Raw genomic sequence first — 15,910 nt, forward strand, 5'->3', positions numbered from 1 at the left:
ACGGAATTTAAGGAACAGTCTCATGCCCCGCCAACATGCCATCGAGGACTACCGCAACTTCGGTATCATGGCGCACATCGACGCCGGCAAGACCACGACCACCGAGCGCATCCTCTATTACACCGGCAAGAGCCACAAGATCGGCGAAGTGCACGAAGGTGCCGCGACGATGGACTGGATGGAGCAGGAGCAGGAGCGTGGCATCACGATCACTTCGGCTGCCACCACCGCGTTCTGGAACGGCAAGCGCCTGAACATCATCGACACCCCCGGCCACGTCGACTTCACCATTGAAGTCGAGCGTTCGCTGCGCGTGCTCGACGGCGCCGTGTGCGTGCTCGACTCCAACCAGGGCGTCGAGCCGCAGACCGAGACCGTGTGGCGCCAGGGCGACAAGTACAAGGTGCCGCGCATCGTCTTCGCCAACAAGATGGACAAGACCGGCGCCGACTTCTTCAAGTGCCTGTCCGACATCGTCGACCGCCTCGGCGCCAAGCCGATCGCGATCCAGCTTCCGATCGGTGCCGAGAACAACTTCAAGGGTCTCGTCGACCTCGTGAAGATGAAGGGCATCATCTGGAACGATGAATCGCTCGGCGCCAAGTTCGACTATGTCGACATCCCGGAGGATCTCGTCGAGCAGGCCAAGGAATACCGCGAGAAGATGGTGGAAGCCGCCGTCGAGCTCGATGACGACGCCATGGCGGCCTATCTCGACGGCAAGGAGCCGGACGAGGCGACCCTGAAGCGTCTGCTCCGCAAGGCGGTGCTGACCGGCGCCTTCTATCCGGTGCTGTGCGGCTCGGCATTCAAGAACAAGGGCGTGCAGCCGCTGCTCGACGCCGTCGTCGACTATCTGCCGTCGCCGCTCGACGTGCCCGCGATCAAGGGCACCGACGACAAGGGCAACGAGGTCGTGCGCAAGGCGGACGACAAGGAGCCGCTGGCGCTGCTCGCGTTCAAGATCATGGACGACCCGTTCGTCGGCACCATCACCTTCTGCCGCATCTACTCCGGCATCCTGCAGTCGGGCACCGGCGTGGTGAACTCGACCCGCGAGAAGAAGGAGCGCATCGGGCGCATGCTCTTGATGCATGCGAACAACCGCGAGGATATCAAGGAAGCCTACGCCGGCGACATCGTCGCGCTGGCCGGCCTGAAGGAAGCGCGCACCGGTGACACCCTGTGCGATCCCAACCATCCGGTGATTCTGGAAAAGATGGAATTCCCGGAGCCGGTGATCGAGATCGCGATCGAGCCGAAGTCGAAGGCCGACCAGGAGAAGCTGGGCGTGGCGCTGGCCAAGCTCGCCGCGGAGGACCCGTCCTTCCGCGTCTCGACCGATCACGAGTCCGGCCAGACCATCCTCAAGGGCATGGGCGAACTCCATCTCGACATCAAGGTCGACATCCTCAAGCGCACCTACAAGGTCGACGCCAACATCGGCGCGCCGCAGGTGGCGTTCCGTGAGCGTGTCACCAAGCGGGTCGAGCACAGCTACACCCACAAGAAGCAGACCGGCGGTACCGGCCAGTTTGCTGCCGTGACGATCATCGTCGAGCCGAACGAGCCCGGCAAGGGCTACGAGTTCGAATCGAAGATCGTCGGCGGCGCCGTGCCGAAGGAATACATCCCCGGCGTCGAAAAGGGCCTCGAGAGCGTGCTGTCCTCCGGCGTGGTCGCCGGCTTCCCGGTGGTCGACGTCAAGGTGCAGCTGATCGACGGCAAGTTCCACGACGTCGACTCGTCGGCGCTGGCCTTCGAAATCGCCACGCGCGCCTGCTTCCGCGAGGCGCTGCAGATGGGCAAGTCCGTTCTGCTCGAGCCGATCATGAAGGTCGAGGTGGTGACCCCGGAAGACTACACCGGTTCGGTCATCGGCGACCTGAATTCGCGGCGCGGCCAGATCCAGGGCCAAGACATGCGCGGCAACGCCAACGTCATCAATGCGATGGTGCCGCTCATGAACATGTTCGGTTACGTGAACAACCTGCGCTCGATGAGCCAGGGTCGCGCGACCTTCACCATGCAGTTCGATCACTACGCCGAAGCTCCGGCGAACGTGTCGGCTGAAGTCCAGAAGAAGTTTGCCTGATTGTCGTTGATGGCAGTCAACGATTGAACGGAGAGTCAAATGGCCAAAGCTAAATTCGAACGTAACAAGCCCCACTGCAACATCGGCACCATCGGTCACGTCGACCATGGCAAGACCTCGCTGACCGCAGCGATCACCAAGGTGCTCGCAGAAACCGGCGGCGCGACGTTCACCGCCTACGACCAGATCGACAAGGCGCCGGAAGAGAAGGCCCGCGGCATCACCATCTCGACCGCGCACGTCGAGTACGAGACCACCAACCGTCACTACGCCCACGTCGACTGCCCCGGCCACGCCGACTACGTGAAGAACATGATCACCGGCGCTGCCCAGATGGACGGCGCGATCCTGGTCGTGTCGGCCGCCGACGGCCCGATGCCGCAGACCCGCGAGCACATCCTGCTCGCCCGCCAGGTCGGCGTGCCCGCGCTCGTCGTGTTCCTCAACAAGTGCGACATGGTCGACGATCCGGAGCTGCTCGAGCTCGTCGAGCTCGAAGTCCGCGAGCTGCTCTCGAAGTACGAATTCCCGGGCGACAAGATCCCGATCATCAAGGGCTCGGCGCTCGCCGCCCTCGAAGACAAGGACAAGAAGCTCGGCCACGACGCCATCCTCGAGCTGATGCGCAATGTCGACGAGTACATTCCGCAGCCGGAGCGTCCGATCGACCAGCCGTTCCTGATGCCGGTGGAAGACGTGTTCTCGATCTCGGGCCGCGGCACCGTCGTCACCGGCCGTGTCGAGCGCGGCGTGATCAAGGTTGGCGAGGAAATCGAGATCGTCGGTATCCGCGACACCCAGAAGACCATCGTCACCGGCGTCGAAATGTTCCGCAAACTGCTCGATCAGGGTCAGGCCGGCGACAACATCGGTGCGCTGCTCCGCGGCACCAAGCGCGAGGAAGTCGAGCGCGGCCAGGTGCTCTGCAAGCCGGGTTCGGTCAAGCCGCACACCAAGTTCAAGGCTGAGGCCTACATCCTCACCAAGGAAGAGGGCGGTCGTCACACCCCGTTCTTCACCAACTACCGTCCGCAGTTCTACTTCCGCACCACCGACGTGACCGGTGTCGTGCATCTGCCGGAAGGCACCGAGATGGTGATGCCGGGCGACAACATCGCGATGGAAGTGCACCTGATCGTGCCGATCGCGATGGAAGAGAAGCTGCGCTTCGCGATCCGCGAAGGCGGCCGCACCGTCGGCGCCGGCGTCGTCGCCGCGATCATCGAGTAATAAGCGAATAGGGAATGGCGAGTAGCGGGTGGATCACACCATTCGCTATTCGCTACTCGCCACTCACTAAAGAGAGAATACGGCAATGAACGGCCAAAACATTCGCATCCGACTCAAGGCGTTCGACCATCGAATCCTCGATACGTCGACCCGCGAGATCGTGAACACGGCGAAGCGCACCGGTGCGCAGGTTCGCGGTCCCATTCCGCTGCCGACCCGCATCGAGAAGTTCACCGTCAACCGTTCGCCGCATGTTGACAAGAAGAGCCGCGAGCAATTCGAGATGCGCACCCACAAGCGCCTTCTCGACATTGTCGACCCGACCCCGCAGACCGTCGATGCGCTGATGAAGCTCGACCTGGCCGCCGGCGTCGACGTCGAGATCAAGCTCTAAGGTTTTGGATTTTTACGTCCGCCGCTTGCGGACAGAAAGACAGGAAGCACGCCGATGCGCTCCGGAGTGATCGCACAGAAGGTCGGGATGACGCGGGTCTTTACTGAGACCGGCGAGCATATCCCTGTGACCGTGCTGAAGCTGGGCAACTGCCAGGTGCTGGGCCACCGCACCACCGAGAAGAACGGCTATGTCGCCCTTCAGCTCGGTTCTGGCGCCCGCAAGACCGTGTACATGCCGAAGGCCGAGCGCGGTCAGTTCGCGGTCGCCAAGGTCGAGCCCAAGCGCAAGGTCGCCGAGTTCCGCGTGTCCGAGGACGCGCTGATCCCGGTCGGCGCGGAGATCCAGGCGGACCATTTCGTGGTCGGCCAGTTTGTCGACGTCACCGGCACCTCGATCGGTAAGGGTTTTGCCGGCGGCATGAAGCGCTGGAATTTCGGCGGTCTGCGCGCCACCCACGGTGTGTCGATCTCTCACCGCTCGATCGGTTCGACCGGCGGCCGTCAGGACCCCGGCAAGACCTGGAAGAACAAGAAGATGCCCGGCCATATGGGCGTCGACCGCATTACCACGCTCAACCTGCGCGTGGTCTCGACCGATGTCGAGCGCGGCCTGATCCTCGTCGAAGGCGCCGTTCCCGGCTCCAAGGGCGGCTGGATCTCGGTGCGCGATGCGATCAAGAAGCCGCTGCCGAAGGAAGCCCCGAAGCCCGGCAAGTTCAAGGTTGCCGGCGGCGAGGCTGCCGAGGCTGCCGCCGAGACGGAGGGTGCGTGAGATGGAACTGAAAGTCACGACCCTTGAAGGCAAGGACGCCGGATCCGTCGAGCTCTCGGACGCGATCTTCGGCCTCGAGCCCCGCGCGGACATCATCCAGCGCTGCGTGCAGTGGCAGCTGAACAAGCGCCAGGCCGGCACCCACAAGGCCAAGGGCCGCGCCGAGATCTGGCGCACCGGCAAGAAGATGTACAAGCAGAAGGGCACCGGCGGCGCCCGTCACGGCTCGGCCCGCGTGCCGCAGTTCCGTGGCGGTGGCCGTGCGTTCGGTCCGGTGGTCCGCTCGCACGCGACCGACCTGCCGAAGAAGGTGCGCGCGCTGGCGCTCAAGCATGCGCTGTCGGCCAAGGCCAAGGACGGCGGGCTTGTCGTGATCGACAACGCCGCGGTCAAGGAAGCCAAGACCAAGGCGCTGCTCGGCCACTTCTCCGGCCTCGGCCTGACCAACGCGCTGATCATCGACGGCGCCGAGCTCAACGCCGGTTTCGCGACCGCGGCCCGCAACATCCCTAACATCGACGTGCTGCCGATCCAGGGCATCAACGTCTACGACATTCTCCGCCGCCAGAAGCTGGTGCTGACCAAGGCTGCGGTTGATGCGCTGGAGGCGCGCTTCAAATGAAGAACATCGACCCGCGCCACTACGACGTGATCGTCGCTCCTGTCGTGACCGAGAAGGCGACGCTCGCCTCCGAGCACAACAAGGTGCTGTTCAAGGTCGCCGGCAAGGCGACCAAGCCGCAGATCAAGGAAGCGGTCGAGAAGCTGTTCGACGTCAAGGTGAAGAGCGTCAACACGCTCGTTCGCAAGGGCAAGACCAAGGTGTTCCGCGGCAATCTCGGCTCGCAGTCGGACACCAAGCGCGCGATCGTGACCCTGGAAGAGGGCCACCGCATCGACGTGACTACCGGACTATAAGGCGCAACGACGATGGCATTGAAAACCTACAATCCCACGACGCCGGGCCAGCGCCAGCTGGTCATGGTCGATCGTTCGGCGCTCTACAAGGGCAAGCCGGTGAAGGCGCTGACCGAGGGCAAGCTCGGCAACGGCGGCCGCAACAACACCGGTCGGATCACCGTGCGCTTCCGCGGCGGCGGCCACAAGAAGGCCTACCGCACCGTCGACTTCCGCCGCGACAAGGTGGACATGCCGGCGGTCGTGGAGCGGCTGGAGTATGATCCGAACCGCACCGCCTTCATCGCGCTGATCAAGTATCAGGACGGCGAGCTGGCCTACATCCTGGCGCCGCAGCGCCTGGCCGCCGGCGACACCGTCGTCGCGGGCAACTATGTCGACGTGAAGCCGGGCAACGTCATGCCGCTCGGCAACATGCCGGTCGGCACGATCGTGCACAACATCGAGCTGAAGATCGGCAAGGGTGGCCAGCTGGCGCGCTCCGCAGGCACTTACGCCCAGATCGTCGGCCGCGACCAGGACTACGTGATCATCCGCCTGAACTCGGGCGAGCAGCGCCTCGTGCACGGCCGCTGCCGCGGCACGATCGGCGCGGTGTCGAACCCGGATCACATGAACATCTCGATCGGCAAGGCCGGTCGTACCCGCTGGCTCGGCTGGCGTCCGCACAACCGCGGCGTCGTCATGAACCCGATCGATCACCCGCACGGCGGTGGTGAAGGTCGTACCTCGGGCGGTCGCCACCCGGTTACTCCGTGGGGCAAGCCGACCAAGGGCAAGAAGACCCGCACCAACAAGTCGACCAACAAATTCATTCTCCTCAGCCGCCACAAGCGGAAGAAGTAAGGAACGCCGGACATGGTTCGTTCAGTCTGGAAAGGCCCGTTCGTCGAGGGTTCTCTGCTCAAGAAGGCAGATGCCGCCCGCGCGTCCGGCCGTCACGACGTCATCAAGATCTGGAGCCGCCGCTCGACCATCCTGCCGCAGTTCGTCGGCCTGACGTTCGGCGTCTACAACGGCCAGAAGCACGTGCCGGTCGCGGTCAACGAGGAAATGGTCGGTCACAAGTTCGGCGAGTTCTCGCCGACCCGGACCTTCCATGGCCATTCGGGCGACAAGAAAGCCAAGAAGGCTTAATGGGTCAGGCTTGAGGAAGAGACGATGAGCAAACCAAAGCGCGAACGTAGCCTCGCGGACAATGAGGCCAAGGCCGTCGCCCGCATGCTGCGCGTCAGCCCGCAGAAGCTCAACCTGGTGGCGCAGCTGATCCGCGGCCGCAAGGCGTCGGCGGCGCTCGCCGACCTGCAGTTTTCGCGCAAGCGGATCGCGGTCGACGTCAAGAAGTGCCTGGAATCGGCGATCGCCAACGCCGAGAACAACCATGACCTCGAGGTCGACGATCTCGTCGTCGCCGAGGCGCATGTCGGCAATGGCATCGTGATGAAGCGTTTTGCTCCGCGCGGCCGTGGCCGTTCGGGCCGTGTGTACAAACCGTTCTCGCACCTGACCATCGTGGTTCGTCAGGTCGAGGCCGAGGCAAGCGCTTAAGGGCGCAGGAGAAGACGATGGGTCAAAAGATCAATCCAATCGGGCTGCGTCTCGGCATCAACCGGACCTGGGACTCCCGTTGGTTCGCCGGCAAGCAGGAATACGGCAAGCTGCTGCATGAGGACGTCAAGATCCGCGAGATCCTGCACAAGGAGCTCAAGCAGGCTGCCGTCGCGCGCATCGTGATCGAGCGTCCGCACAAGAAGTGCCGCGTGACGATCCACTCCGCGCGTCCGGGCGTCGTGATCGGCAAGAAGGGCGCCGACATCGACAAGCTGCGCAAGAAGGTCGCCGACATCACCTCGTCGGACGTCGTGATCAACATCGTCGAAATCCGCAAGCCGGAGCTCGATGCGACCCTGGTCGCCGAATCGATCGCCCAGCAGCTGGAGCGCCGCGTCGCGTTCCGCCGCGCCATGAAGCGCGCCGTGCAGTCGGCGATGCGCCTCGGCGCCGAGGGCATCCGCATCAATTGCTCGGGCCGTCTCGGCGGCGCCGAAATCGCGCGCATGGAGTGGTATCGCGAGGGCCGCGTGCCGCTGCACACGCTGCGCGCCGACGTCGACTACGGCGTCGCCACCGCGTTCACGACCTTTGGCACCTGCGGCGTCAAGGTCTGGATCTTCAAGGGCGAGATCCTCGAGCACGATCCGATGGCCCAGGACAAGAAGATGGCCGAGGGCGACAACACGCCGCGTTCGCGCCGCGACGCCGCTTGAGGCAAGTAAGGAATTTGAGGGCTTAAAGCCATGATGCAACCTAAGAAAACGAAGTTCCGGAAGGCGCATAAGGGCCGTATTCACGGCGTTGCGACCTCTGGCGCGACGTTGGCGTTCGGCCAGTTCGGCCTGAAGGCGATGGAGCCTGAGCGCGTCACCGCCCGTCAGATCGAAGCCGCCCGCCGCGCGCTGACCCGTCACATGAAGCGCGCCGGCCGCGTCTGGATCCGCGTGTTTCCGGACGTGCCGGTGTCGAAGAAGCCCGCCGAAGTCCGCATGGGCTCCGGCAAGGGCGCGCCGGAGCTGTGGGTGGTCCGGATCAAGCCGGGCCGCGTGATGTTCGAGATCGACGGCGTGCCGGTGCAGACGGCGAAGGAAGCGCTGTCGCTCGCTGCCGCCAAGCTGCCGATCAAGACGCGCTTCGTTGCGCGCATTGCGGAGTAATCGCCATGGCCGAGATGAAAGTTGAAGACATTCGCGCGATGAGCGACGACCAGCGGGAAGACGCGATCCTCAACCTGAAGAAGGAGCGCTTCAACCTGCGTTTCCAGCGCGCCACCGGGCAGCTGGAGAACACCTCGCGGATGCGGGAAGCCCGCCGCGACATCGCCCGTATCAAGACCATCGCCGCTGAGAAGCGCGCGACCAAGACCAAGACGAAGTAAGGGGCCAGCTATGCCGAAACGTACTCTGCAGGGCGTGGTCGTCAGCGACAAGCAAGCCAAGACCGTCGTGGTGCGCGTCGATCGCCGCTTCACCCACCCGATCTACAAGAAGACGATCCGCCGTTCCAAGAACTACCACGCGCACGACGAGAACAACCAGTTCAAGCCGGGCGACATGGTCTGGATCGAAGAGTCGAAGCCGATCTCGAAGCTGAAGCGCTGGACCGTGGTCCGGGGCGAACACAGGAAAACGGCCTGATTGCTTCGGCTTGACCGAAGGTTTTCAGGGAAATTTTGAGCGCGCTAAAGCGCAGAAAGAGGACGAGGTGCATCAATGATTCAGATGCAGACCAACCTCGACGTGGCCGATAATTCAGGCGCACGCCGTGTCATGTGCATCAAGGTGCTTGGCGGTTCCAAGCGCCGCTATGCCACCGTGGGCGACGTTATCGTTGTGTCGATCAAGGAAGCCATTCCGCGCGGCAAGGTGAAGAAGGGCGACGTCATGAAGGCCGTCGTGGTGCGGGTCCGCAAGGACATCCGCCGCGCCGACGGCTCGGTGATCCGCTTCGACCGCAACGCCGCCGTGCTGATCAACAACCAGTCGGAGCCGGTCGGCACCCGTATCTTCGGGCCGGTGCCGCGCGAGCTGCGCGCCAAGAACCACATGAAGATCATCTCGCTCGCGCCGGAGGTGCTGTGATGGCTGCCAAGATCCGCAAGGGTGACAAGGTGATCGTGCTGACCGGCCGCGACAAGGGCCGCACCGGCGAGGTGTTCGAGGTGCGTCCGGACGAGAACAAGGCTCTCGTGCGCGGCGTCAACATGGTGAAGCGCCACCAGAAGCAGAGCCAGACCCAGGAAGGCGGCATCATCTCCAAGGAGGCGCCGATCCACCTGTCCAACATCGCGTATGTCGGCAAGGACGGCAAGCCGACCCGCATCGGGTTCAAGATTCAGGCCGATGGCAAGAAGGTTCGTATTGCCAAGAGCTCGGGAGCAGAGATCGATGGCTGATACAGCTTACGTGCCGCGCCTGCGCGCGGAGTATGACAAGAAGATCCGCGGCATGATGACCGAGAAGTTCGGCTATGCCAACGTGATGCAGGTGCCGCGCCTGGACAAGGTCGTGCTGAATATGGGTGTCGGCGATTCCGTCAACGACCGCAAGAAGGCCGAGACCGCCGCTGCCGAACTGACCCAGATCGCCGGCCAGAAGGCGATCGTGACCTATTCGCGGATCGCGATCGCGACCTTCAAGCTGCGCGAGAACCAGCCGATCGGCTGCAAGGTGACGCTGCGCAAGGCCCATATGTACGAGTTCATCGACCGCTTGGTGAACGTGGCGCTGCCCCGCGTCCGCGACTTCCGCGGCCTGAACCCGAAGAGCTTCGACGGCCGCGGCAACTATTCGCTCGGCATCAAGGAGCACATCATTTTCCCCGAGATCGACTTCGACAAGGTCTCGGAAGCCCGCGGTATGGACATCACGGTGTGCACCACCGCTAAGACCGACGATGAGGCGCGCGCCTTGTTGACCGCTTTCAATTTCCCGTTCCGGCAGTGAGTAGCTGAGCCGAAGCCACTCAAACGCGGATACCCAGGAGCCAAGCATGGCAAAGAAGAGTTCAGTCGAGAAGAACAACCGGCGCAAGCGGATGGCGAAGAACGCCGGCCCGCGTCGCGAGAAGCTGAAGGCGATCATCGCCGACAAGACCAAGCCGATGGAAGAGCGCTTCGCGGCGACGCTGAAGCTCGCCGAGATGCCACGCAACTCGTCGCCGACGCGCATCCGCAACCGCTGCGAGCTGACCGGGCGTCCGCGCTCGAACTATCGCAAGAACAAGCTCTCGCGCATCGCGCTGCGCGAACTCGGCTCCAAGGGCCTGGTTCCCGGCCTCGTGAAGTCGAGCTGGTAAGGGAGGGGCGGAACATGTCTACGCACGATCCGATCTCCGATCTCATCACCCGCATCCGCAACGCGCAGATGCGCTCGAAGTCCAAGGTCTCGAGCCCCGGCTCGAAGATGCGCGCCAACGTGCTCGAAGTGCTGAAGTCCGAGGGCTACATCCGCGGCTACGCCAGCGTCGAGCACGCCTCGGGCCGCAGCGAGCTCGAGATCGAGCTGAAGTATTTCGACGGCGAGCCCGTCATCCGCGAGATCGAGCGGGTGTCGAAGCCTGGCCGCCGCGTTTACGCCTCGGTGAAGAACCTGCCGCGCGTGAACAACGGTCTCGGCATTTCGGTGTTGTCGACGCCGAAGGGAATCATGGCTGACCACGAGGCGCGCGAGGCGAACGTGGGCGGTGAAGTTCTCTTCACGGTGTTCTGAGGAAGGATTTTACGATGTCACGTATCGGCAAGCGGCCGGTGACGATCCCGTCGGGTGTGACGGCGACCGTGGAAGGCCAGACGGTGAAGATGAAGGGGCCGAAGGGCCAGCTTCAGTTCGTCGTGCATGACGACGTCGAGGTGAAGTTCGAGAACGGTCAGGTCAAGGTCGCTCCGCGCGCCAAGACCAACCGCGCGCAGGCGCTGTATGGCACTGCGCGCGCCCAGGTCGCCAACCTGGTCGAGGGCGTCACCAAGGGCTTCGAGAAGAAGCTCGAGATCACCGGCGTCGGCTACCGCGCCGCGATGCAGGGCAAGAACCTGCAGCTCGCGCTCGGCTACAGCCACGACGTGATCTACGCGATCCCGGAAGGCATCACCATCGCAGTGCCGAAGCCGACCGAGATCACGATCACCGGCAACGACCCGCAGCGCGTCGGCCAGGTCGCGGCCGAGATCCGCGCCTACCGTCCGCCGGAGCCCTACAAGGGCAAGGGCGTGAAGTACGCCAACGAATTCATCTTCCGCAAGGAAGGCAAGAAGAAGTAACGGAGCCGGTCATGTCACTCAAGGTTACGAATGCCCGGCGCAAGCAACGCGTGCGCCTTGCGCTTCGCCGCTCGGCAGGCGGCCGCCCGCGGCTGTCGGTGTTCCGCTCGTCCAAGCACATCTACGCCCAGGTCATCGACGACCAGAAGGGCGAGACGCTGGCCTCGGCCTCGTCGCTGGAGAAGTCGATGCGCGAGGCCGGCAAGACGGGCGCCGACATCGATGCGGCCAAGGCGGTCGGCAAGCTGCTCGCCGAGCGGGCTGCGCAGAAGGGCGTCAAGGAAGTCGTGTTCGATCGCGGCGCGTACATCTATCACGGGCGCGTCAAGGCGCTCGCCGATGCGGCGCGCGAAGGCGGATTGAGCTTCTAACGGATTTTATGAGGAAAGAGGCGCAAGCCTCCTAGAGATTGGAAAACACCATGGCAGGTGAACGCGAACGCGGCGGCCGCGAACGGAGCAGGGAGCGCGAGGAGCGCGACAGCGAGTTCGTCGACAAGCTCGTCCACATCAATCGCGTGGCGAAGGTCGTCAAGGGCGGCAAGCGCTTCGGCTTTGCGGCGCTGGTTGTGATCGGCGACCAGAAGGGCCGGGTCGGGTTCGGCCACGGCAAGGCGCGCGAAGTGCCCGAGGCGATCCGCAAGGCGACCGAATCGGCCAAGCGCAACCTGACGCGCGTCGCGCTCCGCGAGGGCCGCACGCTGCATCACGACGTCGCCGGCCGTCACGGCGCCGGCCGCGTCTATCTGCGCACGGCTCCGGCGGGTACCGGCATCATCGCCGGCGGCCCGATGCGCGCGGTGTTCGAGACGCTCGGCATCCAGGACGTGGTTGCGAAGTCGATCGGTTCGTCGAACCCCTACAACATGGTTCGCGCCACTTTCGACGCGCTGAAGCATCAGGATTCGCCGCGCTCGGTGGCCGCTCGCCGCAACATCAAGGTCTCCACCCTGCAGTCGCGCCGCGTCGGCGGCGACGCCGAAGTGGTGGCGGAGTAACAACGCGCGCCTCTGGCGCTACCTGGAGTTAAGACGATGGCCAAGGCCAACAACGAGGCCAGCAAGACGATCAAGGTCGAGCAGATCGGCAGCGCAATCCGCCGCCATCACTCGCAGCGTTCGACGCTGATCGGCCTCAAGCTCAACAAGATCGGCCGGGTTTCCGAGCTGCAGGACACTCCTGAAGTTCGCGGCATGATCAGCAAGGTCCAGCATCTCGTCCGCGTCGTCGGCGAGTAAGCAAGATATAAGGAGAAGGGCGATGAAGCTCAGCGAGATCGCCGACAACGCCGGCGCCCGCAAGAAACGGATGCGCGTCGGCCGTGGCATCGGTTCCGGCAAGGGCAAGACCTCGGGCCGCGGCGGCAAGGGCCAGACCGCGCGTTCGGGCGTCCGCATCAAGGGTTTCGAAGGCGGCCAGATGCCGATGCATCGCCGTCTGCCCAAGCGCGGCTTCAACAACATCTTCCGGCTCGACTTCGCCGAGATCAATCTCGACCGGCTGCAGGAAGCGATCGACAACAAGCTGGTGGATCCGAGCGCGACCGTGAACGCGGAAGCGCTGGTCAAGGCCGGCGTGCTGCGCCGCGCCAAGGACGGCGTGCGGCTGCTCGGCCGCGGCGAGATCAAGACCAAGCTGACGATCGAGGTGTACGGCGCTTCCAAGTCGGCGATTGCCGCGGTCGAAAAGGCCGGCGGCTCGGTCAAGATCCTGGCCCCCGCCAAGGAAGACGGCGAAGCGGCGTAACATCTGCGTCATTGCCCGCGCACCGCGCGGGCATCCGCGGATCAAACGATGGATTTATCGGAGCCGAGCACCAGATAATGTCCGGTGTCGGCCGGCGGCCCGAAGCAGGGGCGTCGGCAAGGGGCTCCGGGAGAAAGCCGAAACAATGGTCTCAGCAGCCGAACAACTTGCCGCCAACCTCAATTTCGGACAGCTGGCGAAAGCCGAGGAGCTGAAGAAGCGCATCTGGTTCACCCTGGGTGCGCTGCTTGTTTATCGGCTCGGGACCTATATCCCGCTGCCTGGCATCGATCCCAACATCTGGGACCAGGTATTCCGCAGCCAGTCCGGCGGCATCCTCGGCATGTTCAACATGTTCGCCGGCGGCGGCATCCACCGCATGGCGATCTTCGCGCTGAATATCATGCCGTACATCTCGGCGTCGATCATCGTGCAGCTGTTGACCACCGTGTCGCCGCAGCTCGAGGCGCTGAAGAAGGAGGGCGAGGCGGGCCGCAAGACGCTGAACCAGTACACGCGTTACCTGACGGTGATCCTGGCCGCGTTCCAGTCCTACGGCATCGCGATCGGCCTCGAGGGCGCCGGCAACGTGGTCAGCGATCCCGGCATGTTCTTCCGCCTCTCGACCACGATCACGCTGACCGGCGGCACCATGTTCCTGATGTGGCTGGGCGAGCAGATCACTTCGCGCGGCATCGGCAACGGCATCTCGCTGATCATCCTGGCCGGCATCGTCGCGGAGCTGCCGGCGGCCCTCGCCAACATGCTGGAACTCGGTCGCCAGGGCGCGATGTCCACCGGCCTGATCCTGATCGTCATCGTGATGGCGGTTGCCGTGATCGCCTTCATCGTGTTCATGGAGCGCGCGCAGCGCCGGCTGCTGATCCAGTATCCGAAGCGCCAGGTCGGCAACAAGATGTTCGAGGGCCAGTCCTCGCACCTGCCGCTCAAGCTCAACACCTCGGGCGTGATCCCGCCGATCTTCGCCTCGTCGCTGCTGCTGCTGCCGGCCACGGTCGCGAACTTCAACGCTGGCAAGGGCCCGGAGTGGTTCCAGTGGATCACGACCCAGCTCAGCCACGGTCGGCCGCTGTTTCTGTTCATGTACCTCGCGCTGATCGTGTTCTTCGCGTTCTTCTACACCGCGATCGTGTTCAACCCGACCGAGACCGCGGACAATCTGAAGAAGCATGGCGGCTTCATTCCGGGCATCCGGCCCGGCGAGCGCACCGCTGAATACATCGACTACGTGCTGTCGCGCATCACGGTGCTCGGCGCGATCTATCTGGCGATCGTCTGTCTGATCCCGGAAATCCTGATCTCCTACGCGTCAGTGCCGTTCTACTTCGGCGGCACCTCGCTCCTGATCGTCGTCAGCGTGACGATGGACACGGTGGCACAGGTGCAGGGCTATCTGCTGGCCCACCAGTATGAGGGCCTGATCCGCAAGTCGAAGCTGCGCGGACGCCGCAGGTAATGGATACCACCGACCAATGAGCGACTTGGCGCGCCGCATCGCAATCACGATCGGCGCGCTGCTCATTTTCAGGTTCGGCTTCTTCCTGCCGCTGGCGCTCGCGGCAGCGGTGTTCGGGCAGACGCCGTGGCTGGCCACTGCATACGCACAGCTAAGTTACGGAAAGCCGCTCTACATCGTCCCCGTGTCGATCGCGGTGTTTGCGCTCGCCTTCATCTATTCATCTATACGGCCGCGTGCTGGATCCCGAGCACGCCGCCGCGACCCTGCAGGCGCAGGGGGGCACGATACCGGGTGTGGCGCCGGGGGATGCAACCGCCGACCATCTCGACCGCATCGCGTCGTTGACGACCGTCGTCGGAGCCGTCTACCTCGTCGTGTATCGCTGATTCCGGCGGTCCAGTTGGCCAGCGGGCCAGTGCTACCCTATAACTTTGGTGGCGGTTCTGTGCTGATTGTGGTTTGCACTATTCTTGATCTGAAAAAGCAGGTGCGCGATCTATCGCTCACCAATCGTGGGGGCGAACGCATATGAGACTGATTCTTCTGGGGCCGCCGGGCTCGGGCAAGGGGACCCAGGCGCAGCGGCTGGTGCACAAGCACGGCATCGTCCAGCTCTCCACCGGCGAGATGCTGCGCGCGGCCGTCGCCGCGGGCACGCCGATCGGCCTGCAGGCCAAGGAGATCATGGCCAATGGCGGCCTGGTTCCGGACGAGGTCGTGGTGGGAATCATCGCCGACCGCATCGAGCAGCCCGACGCCAAGAAGGGGTTCATCCTCGACGGTTTCCCGCGCACGGTTCCGCAGGCCGAAGCCCTCGACGAGCTGCTCCGGAAGAAGCACCTCAAGCTGGACGCCGTCATCGAGCTGCGCGTCAACGAGAGCGCGCTGCTCGATCGCGTCGAGAAGCGGGCCGAAGAGACCCGCGCGCGCGGCGAGGAAGTGCGCCTCGATGACACCCCCGACGTGCTGACCAAGCGTCTGGCCCAGTATCGTTCGATGACCGAGCCGCTAATTCACTATTATTCCGAGCGGCGGAAGCTGCTGACCGTCGACGGCATGATGACCATCGAGCATGTCACCCGCGACATCAACCGGATCCTGGCCGCGATCGGCGCGCTGGAACCGAAGGCCGAGGAACCGGCGAAGGCGGCCAGGAAGGCGTCCAAGAAGACCACCAAGAAGGTCGCCAAGGCGGCCAAAAAAGCCGCCAAATCGGCTCCTAAGGCCGCCAAGGGGACCTCGAAGGCCAAATCGGCCAAGAAATCGGTCAAAAAGGCTACCAAAAAGGCCGTCAAGACGGCTCCCAAGAAGGCCAGTGCCCGGAAGAGTGTAAAGGCCGCCAAGCCGGCAAAAAAGGCAGCAAAAAAGCGCGCTAAGCGTTAGGAGCGGTTGACGAAACCGACATGAATCCTTTAATAAGCCCCGCATCCAAGTCGGATAGTTTTATGACGATGCCGGGCCC

Annotated in this window: 26 protein-coding genes; all 26 read left to right on the forward strand. The window is 63.8% G+C overall.

The window, feature by feature from the left end; translation table 11 throughout:
* The first annotated feature begins 22 nt into the window (after positions 1-22).
* The 26 genes from fusA (at position 23) to J6500_RS17265 (ending at position 15,831) form a co-directional block, all read left to right on the forward strand.
* Complete coding sequence (gene fusA / locus J6500_RS17140) at positions 23-2,095, forward strand: elongation factor G (RefSeq protein ID WP_225713874.1); 2,073 nt, start codon at positions 23-25, stop codon at positions 2,093-2,095.
* A gap of 39 nt (positions 2,096-2,134) precedes the next feature.
* Positions 2,135-3,325 (forward strand): elongation factor Tu, encoded by a 1,191-nt coding sequence (tuf, locus tag J6500_RS17145; RefSeq protein ID WP_018272140.1) that lies wholly within the window; start codon positions 2,135-2,137, stop codon positions 3,323-3,325.
* Positions 3,326-3,410: 85 nt separating this feature from the next.
* Positions 3,411-3,719 (forward strand): 30S ribosomal protein S10, encoded by a 309-nt coding sequence (rpsJ, locus tag J6500_RS17150; protein ID WP_002712302.1) that lies wholly within the window; start codon positions 3,411-3,413, stop codon positions 3,717-3,719.
* 54 nt (positions 3,720-3,773) lie between these two features.
* A complete protein-coding gene (gene rplC / locus J6500_RS17155) occupies positions 3,774-4,493 on the forward strand; it encodes a 50S ribosomal protein L3 (protein ID WP_225713875.1) in 720 nt (239 codons plus the stop codon).
* Position 4,494: 1 nt separating this feature from the next.
* Positions 4,495-5,115 (forward strand): 50S ribosomal protein L4, encoded by a 621-nt coding sequence (gene rplD, locus J6500_RS17160; RefSeq protein WP_225713876.1) that lies wholly within the window; start codon positions 4,495-4,497, stop codon positions 5,113-5,115.
* Positions 5,112-5,411: a 50S ribosomal protein L23 gene (locus J6500_RS17165; RefSeq protein ID WP_066499408.1), complete on the forward strand. Its 300-nt coding sequence runs from the start codon at positions 5,112-5,114 to the stop codon at positions 5,409-5,411. The genes rplD and J6500_RS17165 overlap by 4 nt, the downstream gene beginning before the upstream one ends.
* A 12-nt stretch (positions 5,412-5,423) precedes the next feature.
* On the forward strand, positions 5,424-6,257 hold the full coding sequence (rplB, locus tag J6500_RS17170; protein WP_225713877.1) for a 50S ribosomal protein L2: 834 nt from the start codon (positions 5,424-5,426) through the stop codon (positions 6,255-6,257).
* A gap of 12 nt (positions 6,258-6,269) precedes the next feature.
* A complete protein-coding gene (gene rpsS / locus J6500_RS17175; protein ID WP_008136357.1) occupies positions 6,270-6,548 on the forward strand; it encodes a 30S ribosomal protein S19 in 279 nt (92 codons plus the stop codon).
* A 24-nt stretch (positions 6,549-6,572) separates the two neighbouring features.
* On the forward strand, positions 6,573-6,959 hold the full coding sequence (rplV, locus tag J6500_RS17180) for a 50S ribosomal protein L22 (RefSeq protein ID WP_066499414.1): 387 nt from the start codon (positions 6,573-6,575) through the stop codon (positions 6,957-6,959).
* A 17-nt stretch (positions 6,960-6,976) separates the two neighbouring features.
* Positions 6,977-7,678 carry a 30S ribosomal protein S3 gene (gene rpsC, locus J6500_RS17185; protein ID WP_018272135.1) on the forward strand — a complete coding sequence of 234 codons (702 nt, stop codon included), beginning with the start codon at positions 6,977-6,979 and terminating at the stop codon, positions 7,676-7,678.
* A gap of 30 nt (positions 7,679-7,708) precedes the next feature.
* Positions 7,709-8,122, forward strand: a complete 414-nt coding sequence (rplP, locus tag J6500_RS17190; protein ID WP_016843752.1) for a 50S ribosomal protein L16 — start codon at positions 7,709-7,711, stop codon at positions 8,120-8,122.
* A gap of 5 nt (positions 8,123-8,127) precedes the next feature.
* Entirely contained in the window at positions 8,128-8,343 is a 216-nt protein-coding gene (gene rpmC, locus J6500_RS17195) for a 50S ribosomal protein L29 (RefSeq protein WP_225713878.1), read from the forward strand.
* Positions 8,344-8,353: 10 nt separating this feature from the next.
* Positions 8,354-8,602: a 30S ribosomal protein S17 gene (rpsQ, locus tag J6500_RS17200; RefSeq protein WP_225713879.1), complete on the forward strand. Its 249-nt coding sequence runs from the start codon at positions 8,354-8,356 to the stop codon at positions 8,600-8,602.
* Positions 8,603-8,677: 75 nt separating this feature from the next.
* A complete protein-coding gene (gene rplN, locus J6500_RS17205) occupies positions 8,678-9,046 on the forward strand; it encodes a 50S ribosomal protein L14 (protein WP_011473865.1) in 369 nt (122 codons plus the stop codon).
* Positions 9,046-9,360, forward strand: coding sequence for a 50S ribosomal protein L24 (rplX, locus tag J6500_RS17210; protein ID WP_225713880.1), 315 nt, complete (start codon positions 9,046-9,048; stop codon positions 9,358-9,360). The genes rplN and rplX overlap by 1 nt, the downstream gene beginning before the upstream one ends.
* Complete coding sequence (gene rplE, locus J6500_RS17215; RefSeq protein ID WP_225713881.1) at positions 9,353-9,910, forward strand: 50S ribosomal protein L5; 558 nt, start codon at positions 9,353-9,355, stop codon at positions 9,908-9,910. Before rplX ends, rplE begins: the two co-directional genes overlap by 8 nt.
* Positions 9,911-9,956: 46 nt before the next feature.
* Positions 9,957-10,262, forward strand: a complete 306-nt coding sequence (rpsN, locus tag J6500_RS17220; RefSeq protein WP_016843757.1) for a 30S ribosomal protein S14 — start codon at positions 9,957-9,959, stop codon at positions 10,260-10,262.
* Positions 10,263-10,276: 14 nt separating this feature from the next.
* Positions 10,277-10,675 (forward strand): 30S ribosomal protein S8, encoded by a 399-nt coding sequence (gene rpsH / locus J6500_RS17225; RefSeq protein WP_139484357.1) that lies wholly within the window; start codon positions 10,277-10,279, stop codon positions 10,673-10,675.
* 14 nt (positions 10,676-10,689) lie between these two features.
* Positions 10,690-11,223, forward strand: a complete 534-nt coding sequence (rplF, locus tag J6500_RS17230) for a 50S ribosomal protein L6 (RefSeq protein WP_225713882.1) — start codon at positions 10,690-10,692, stop codon at positions 11,221-11,223.
* A gap of 11 nt (positions 11,224-11,234) precedes the next feature.
* A complete protein-coding gene (gene rplR / locus J6500_RS17235) occupies positions 11,235-11,594 on the forward strand; it encodes a 50S ribosomal protein L18 (RefSeq protein WP_139484359.1) in 360 nt (119 codons plus the stop codon).
* A 50-nt stretch (positions 11,595-11,644) separates the two neighbouring features.
* Positions 11,645-12,220, forward strand: a complete 576-nt coding sequence (gene rpsE, locus J6500_RS17240; RefSeq protein WP_021081649.1) for a 30S ribosomal protein S5 — start codon at positions 11,645-11,647, stop codon at positions 12,218-12,220.
* A 36-nt stretch (positions 12,221-12,256) separates the two neighbouring features.
* Positions 12,257-12,460: a 50S ribosomal protein L30 gene (gene rpmD / locus J6500_RS17245; RefSeq protein WP_225713883.1), complete on the forward strand. Its 204-nt coding sequence runs from the start codon at positions 12,257-12,259 to the stop codon at positions 12,458-12,460.
* A 22-nt stretch (positions 12,461-12,482) separates the two neighbouring features.
* The gene (rplO, locus tag J6500_RS17250; RefSeq protein WP_225713884.1) at positions 12,483-12,968 is read left to right on the forward strand and encodes a 50S ribosomal protein L15; all 486 of its coding nucleotides are present in this window, start codon (positions 12,483-12,485) and stop codon (positions 12,966-12,968) included.
* Positions 12,969-13,113: 145 nt separating this feature from the next.
* Complete coding sequence (gene secY / locus J6500_RS17255) at positions 13,114-14,445, forward strand: preprotein translocase subunit SecY (RefSeq protein ID WP_225713885.1); 1,332 nt, start codon at positions 13,114-13,116, stop codon at positions 14,443-14,445.
* 16 nt (positions 14,446-14,461) lie between these two features.
* Entirely contained in the window at positions 14,462-14,980 is a 519-nt protein-coding gene (locus J6500_RS32305) for a hypothetical protein (RefSeq protein WP_249781530.1), read from the forward strand.
* Positions 14,977-15,831 carry an adenylate kinase gene (locus J6500_RS17265; protein WP_225713887.1) on the forward strand — a complete coding sequence of 285 codons (855 nt, stop codon included), beginning with the start codon at positions 14,977-14,979 and terminating at the stop codon, positions 15,829-15,831. Before J6500_RS32305 ends, J6500_RS17265 begins: the two co-directional genes overlap by 4 nt.
* Positions 15,832-15,910: the final 79 nt, after the last annotated feature.

Origin of the sequence: Bradyrhizobium semiaridum, assembly GCF_020329505.1 — a bacterium.
GTDB classification, from domain to species: domain Bacteria; phylum Pseudomonadota; class Alphaproteobacteria; order Rhizobiales; family Xanthobacteraceae; genus Bradyrhizobium; species Bradyrhizobium semiaridum.

Excerpts from the sequence above, each read along its gene's own strand:
- rpsH (WP_139484357.1), top strand. The coding sequence starts at position 10,277 with ATGTCTACGCACGATCCGATCTCCGATCTCATCACCCGCATCCGCAAC.
- tuf (WP_018272140.1), top strand. The coding sequence starts at position 2,135 with ATGGCCAAAGCTAAATTCGAACGTAACAAGCCCCACTGCAACATCGGC.
- rpsE (WP_021081649.1), top strand. The coding sequence starts at position 11,645 with ATGGCAGGTGAACGCGAACGCGGCGGCCGCGAACGGAGCAGGGAGCGC.
- rpsC (WP_018272135.1), top strand. The coding sequence starts at position 6,977 with ATGGGTCAAAAGATCAATCCAATCGGGCTGCGTCTCGGCATCAACCGG.
- rpsJ (WP_002712302.1), top strand. The coding sequence starts at position 3,411 with ATGAACGGCCAAAACATTCGCATCCGACTCAAGGCGTTCGACCATCGA.
- rpmC (WP_225713878.1), top strand. The coding sequence starts at position 8,128 with ATGGCCGAGATGAAAGTTGAAGACATTCGCGCGATGAGCGACGACCAG.
- J6500_RS32305 (WP_249781530.1), top strand. The coding sequence starts at position 14,462 with ATGAGCGACTTGGCGCGCCGCATCGCAATCACGATCGGCGCGCTGCTC.
- rplF (WP_225713882.1), top strand. The coding sequence starts at position 10,690 with ATGTCACGTATCGGCAAGCGGCCGGTGACGATCCCGTCGGGTGTGACG.
- fusA (WP_225713874.1), top strand. The coding sequence starts at position 23 with ATGCCCCGCCAACATGCCATCGAGGACTACCGCAACTTCGGTATCATG.
- rplO (WP_225713884.1), top strand. The coding sequence starts at position 12,483 with ATGAAGCTCAGCGAGATCGCCGACAACGCCGGCGCCCGCAAGAAACGG.
- rpsS (WP_008136357.1), top strand. The coding sequence starts at position 6,270 with ATGGTTCGTTCAGTCTGGAAAGGCCCGTTCGTCGAGGGTTCTCTGCTC.
- rplR (WP_139484359.1), top strand. The coding sequence starts at position 11,235 with ATGTCACTCAAGGTTACGAATGCCCGGCGCAAGCAACGCGTGCGCCTT.
- rplX (WP_225713880.1), top strand. The coding sequence starts at position 9,046 with ATGGCTGCCAAGATCCGCAAGGGTGACAAGGTGATCGTGCTGACCGGC.
- rpsN (WP_016843757.1), top strand. The coding sequence starts at position 9,957 with ATGGCAAAGAAGAGTTCAGTCGAGAAGAACAACCGGCGCAAGCGGATG.
- rplV (WP_066499414.1), top strand. The coding sequence starts at position 6,573 with ATGAGCAAACCAAAGCGCGAACGTAGCCTCGCGGACAATGAGGCCAAG.
- rpsQ (WP_225713879.1), top strand. The coding sequence starts at position 8,354 with ATGCCGAAACGTACTCTGCAGGGCGTGGTCGTCAGCGACAAGCAAGCC.
- rplN (WP_011473865.1), top strand. The coding sequence starts at position 8,678 with ATGATTCAGATGCAGACCAACCTCGACGTGGCCGATAATTCAGGCGCA.
- rplE (WP_225713881.1), top strand. The coding sequence starts at position 9,353 with ATGGCTGATACAGCTTACGTGCCGCGCCTGCGCGCGGAGTATGACAAG.
- secY (WP_225713885.1), top strand. The coding sequence starts at position 13,114 with ATGGTCTCAGCAGCCGAACAACTTGCCGCCAACCTCAATTTCGGACAG.
- J6500_RS17265 (WP_225713887.1), top strand. The coding sequence starts at position 14,977 with ATGAGACTGATTCTTCTGGGGCCGCCGGGCTCGGGCAAGGGGACCCAG.
- rplB (WP_225713877.1), top strand. The coding sequence starts at position 5,424 with ATGGCATTGAAAACCTACAATCCCACGACGCCGGGCCAGCGCCAGCTG.
- rplP (WP_016843752.1), top strand. The coding sequence starts at position 7,709 with ATGATGCAACCTAAGAAAACGAAGTTCCGGAAGGCGCATAAGGGCCGT.
- rpmD (WP_225713883.1), top strand. The coding sequence starts at position 12,257 with ATGGCCAAGGCCAACAACGAGGCCAGCAAGACGATCAAGGTCGAGCAG.
- rplC (WP_225713875.1), top strand. The coding sequence starts at position 3,774 with ATGCGCTCCGGAGTGATCGCACAGAAGGTCGGGATGACGCGGGTCTTT.
- J6500_RS17165 (WP_066499408.1), top strand. The coding sequence starts at position 5,112 with ATGAAGAACATCGACCCGCGCCACTACGACGTGATCGTCGCTCCTGTC.
- rplD (WP_225713876.1), top strand. The coding sequence starts at position 4,495 with ATGGAACTGAAAGTCACGACCCTTGAAGGCAAGGACGCCGGATCCGTC.